The organism is Daejeonella sp. (assembly GCF_046590655.1).
Lineage (GTDB): Bacteria > Bacteroidota > Bacteroidia > Sphingobacteriales > Sphingobacteriaceae > Daejeonella.
Genome location: NZ_JBKJUM010000075.1, coordinates 1 through 3,565 on the forward strand (window position 1 = coordinate 1; position 3,565 = coordinate 3,565).

4 protein-coding genes are annotated in these 3,565 nt (G+C 41.0%); all 4 read right to left on the reverse strand.

Annotated features, from left to right (window positions below; genetic code table 11):
• Positions 1-828: DUF2911 domain-containing protein (locus ACLL8Z_RS07710; protein ID WP_411274191.1), on the reverse strand; the 828-nt coding region annotated here is incomplete at its 3' end.
• A 136-nt stretch (positions 829-964) separates the two neighbouring features.
• The gene (locus ACLL8Z_RS07715; protein WP_411274192.1) at positions 965-1,852 is read right to left on the reverse strand and encodes a sugar phosphate isomerase/epimerase family protein; all 888 of its coding nucleotides are present in this window, start codon (positions 1,850-1,852) and stop codon (positions 965-967) included.
• A 178-nt stretch (positions 1,853-2,030) separates the two neighbouring features.
• Positions 2,031-2,483, reverse strand: a complete 453-nt coding sequence (locus tag ACLL8Z_RS07720; protein ID WP_411274194.1) for a Gfo/Idh/MocA family oxidoreductase — start codon at positions 2,481-2,483, stop codon at positions 2,031-2,033.
• Positions 2,446-3,444, reverse strand: coding sequence for a nucleoside hydrolase-like domain-containing protein (locus ACLL8Z_RS07725; RefSeq protein ID WP_411274193.1), 999 nt, complete (start codon positions 3,442-3,444; stop codon positions 2,446-2,448). Before ACLL8Z_RS07725 ends, ACLL8Z_RS07720 begins: the two co-directional genes overlap by 38 nt.
• Positions 3,445-3,565: the final 121 nt, after the last annotated feature.

The window sequence follows — 3,565 nt, forward strand, 5'->3', positions numbered from 1 at the left end:
AGCGATTAATTTCTGATTCATTGTTACATAGTCAGCGTTTTCGGCCTTTTTTGCCAGCTCCATCGATTTGTTAGCCGCCGAGACCGCTTCCGCTTTTCTACCCAGTTTAGCAAGAGTGTTAGCTCGCTGATGCTGCATCCAGTAGGCCGTAGGGTTCGATTCTACAGCCTTATCAAACCACACCAATGCCTGGTTCAGATCCTTGCCATTTTCTAAATAATACATAGCCGCATTAAAGTAAGGCTTCGTATCTTTTTCCATAACATTTTTAATCTGAGCCATTACTTTGGTTTCTACATCAGTTGAAATTCCAACTTGCACAACTTTATTCTCCCAAATTATTTGCAAATCACAGGTATTCGCCGTGATGTTTGCAAACCCAATGGTAAACGTTTCAATGTTGAAAGGAAGGTCAAGCGGTGCAACCTTTACACGTACAACATCCTGATCCTGCTTATAGGCGGCGGGACTGGTTACGTCTGTTTGTTTAGAAATAATAACTGTCCATTCCCCGGCTTCCGGAATCGTAAGCAAACCATATTTACCGGCCTTTATTTTCGTGCCCCCGATTGTTACTTCCTCGCCAAAAGTAAGAGTGGTAGCGCTGTTGGCACCCGTGCGCCATACTTTTCCGTATGGAACTACATCGCCAAATATTTTACGGCCTTTCATACCCGGACGGGAATAAGAAAGTTCAATGTTCGCAAGTCCAAAATCCTGGCTTAGGGTAGTAGCCGGTGAAGGAGCCGGTGTTTTTAAGGTCTGAGCATCGGAGGTTGCAAAAGAAAAAATTGCAATAGCGCCGGCTAAAAGAAGTTTTTTGATCATGGCGTATTTTTTGAATAATTAAAGGTAAGCTAATTTAGGGGTTCTAAAAATTCATTTTTCAGTAATATTTATCAAAGATAAGCTTTGACGAATTCAGAATCGTTGCGACCCGAAATACAATTATAAATTTATTGAACTATTTAATAGCCCGTCTGATTTCATTAAGAAACAATGGAACTTTCACTTTGGGGTCGCCTTTGCCCAGGGTTTCAAGCGGAATATATCCGCGATAGCTGGATTTTTGGATTATCGCCATCAGTTTTGTCACGTCAGTTTTTTGCTCAATACCATTCATGTACAGATTTTCTTTTAATTGCCAGCTGACCGCGTATGGAATTGACTTTTCTATTTCCTGATATGCATCGTTACGATAGCTGCCAATATCCAGAATCAGTCCAAACCAATTGGAATTGACACGTTGGATGATTTCAATGGTTTGATCGGCCGTTTTGAGAAAATCATGGTGATTTTGTATTCCAACAATAACCCCGTGAGCTTTCCCGAATTCAACACATTCTTTGAGGCTTTCGACCAGATAATCAACGACTTTTTCGCGCGGGATATGTTTAACATCAGCTGTTCCGGAGAAAACCCGAATAACAGGAACACCCAGTTTTTCGGCAGCTAAAATCCAATTTTTCACCAATGCAACACTTGCTTTTCGCCTGACCGGATCTGGATCGGTAAAATCGTTGCGCACGCCTGTTCCGCTAATTTCAAGTCCAAGCAAAAAAGCTTTTTGTTTGATGTGGTACAAATATTCATCGGAAGGAACTTCCGGATAACCCGGGAAATAGTAGGCTGTAATATCCACCGCATCAAACTGATTGGCGGCGCAATACTCCAATAAGTTGTCCAGATTCATTTCCCCTTTGATCAGCGGATCATTGAATGAATAGGCATTCAGGCTGGTCTTTAATTTCTGTGGAAGTTTTTGTTGCGACATTCCCGTCAATGGGAAACTTGCGGCCAGTAGAAAAAGGATAACAATTACACCAATTTGAAACTTATGAGTTCGGATCATATACTAAGGGCCTTAAAAATGAGATTATGAAGATTAAATTTAGTTATTTCATTGACGATACAGAGCAACTATATGACCTATTCAGCGAGTTGCTTCATTGAATAATTAGATTCTACGACGTATACTTCCTATGAGTCAAACCCGCCTGCAGCAGGCAGTCAAACCTTGTTTCCTTATCCTATTTAAGTTTCACAGCCTTTCCTGTTTTAGCACTCATTTTTGCAGCTTCCAATATTTCAACTACAATCATATTATTTTCAAGGGAAGACAGATCATACTTTGGAAGTGCAATTTCCTTTCTAACCAGGGCAGCAAAAAGCGAAAACGGGTCGTTGTAAGGAGTCTCCAGCTTCTTTAAACTCTCTTTTCGCTCTGTTTTGTCATTTGGCAGGCGCACTCTAATATCTGTGCCGTTATCGGCAATAACATATCCCGTTTTACCATAAACCTCCATATCTTTTCTGCTGAAAGGCCAATTCCATGATGCTTGTATTATTCCCTGCATTTTTGGGTATTTCAGAAGAATGGTGGCTTCATCGTCAACCTTCGGATAAATGTCTGGTTTGATCTGTTGTGTTATGGCTAATACAGATTCAGGCTTTTCTCCACCGGTGAGCCAGGTGAGTAGAATCCAAAATTATCTGGCGCATTCTTTTAGCGCCATCTGCTGCAAAGTGGATATATTTTTTGCCTTTAGCATCAAGTACATCACTGTAATTTTGTTCTAGCTGCCCTAAAAATCCGGTGACCATCCGCAGTGGCTCCTCGCTCATCCACGAAGCCGTTGTATAAATAATATTCTCTGGGCTTGCTCGCATCTGAATCCCATAACTATAATTAGGTCCTCTGCCCATCTGACGGTAATCGATCTCAGGCCAGTGGATTTTGATATACTTCTCATACGTATTATCCTGATCTCCGGAAGGAAGAAGCACAACTTTACTTAGAATTTTATTCCGGATACCGTTCCATTCCTTTTTGTTCTTGTACTGATCCTCGATGGATTTTAATGCACGGGCAATCGTGCTTTGTCCGCCCCAAGCGGTAATATAAAGCGGATCTTTATAATCATCCAGCATTAATGATTTAATCAAGTCTGAGCCGGGGCTATCTTTTGAGAAGTCACCATCAAATTCAATATTGCCTTTACGTATTTTCGATTTAAGTTCCAGGGGTGTAGGATAATCGGAATGATGAACTTTCAAATTACTATACACTTTTTCATAATTCTCCACGATATCGTCGATGAATCGTTCATCCTTCGCCCACCGGTAAGACTCGCAGGGACATAGGTTTAATCCAAACTTCGTATACTCACGTCCGGGAACCGCTAATTTCGTTCCCTTTCCATCGCCCGTCCAATGAAACTGACTGCTTGCATAGATCAATCCCTCTACCCTGAAATCCGTGCTGTATAACAAAAAGCGGATGAGAGAATTTGCATCATCCAGTTCCGGGTCAGCCGTTATAATAATTCGAGGTTTGATTTGTGCGTATGACAAGCTTACACTTACACTCAGAATGATCACTAAAACAATACGCAGAGCCAGAACAGGACTGCACTTAAAAAATGAATTACTTCTTCGGTTCATTATGAAAATAATTTAATCCCTAAGGTAATAAACTGGAACCCAGGATGAATAATTCTCACCTGGTTTTAGAGTTCTAAAATAGAAAGCAGCCGCACTTACAGAAATCTCATCAAACTAAAAC

Excerpts from the sequence above, each read along its gene's own strand:
- ACLL8Z_RS07715 (WP_411274192.1), bottom strand. The coding sequence starts at position 1,852 with ATGATCCGAACTCATAAGTTTCAAATTGGTGTAATTGTTATCCTTTTT.
- ACLL8Z_RS07725 (WP_411274193.1), bottom strand. The coding sequence starts at position 3,444 with ATGAACCGAAGAAGTAATTCATTTTTTAAGTGCAGTCCTGTTCTGGCT.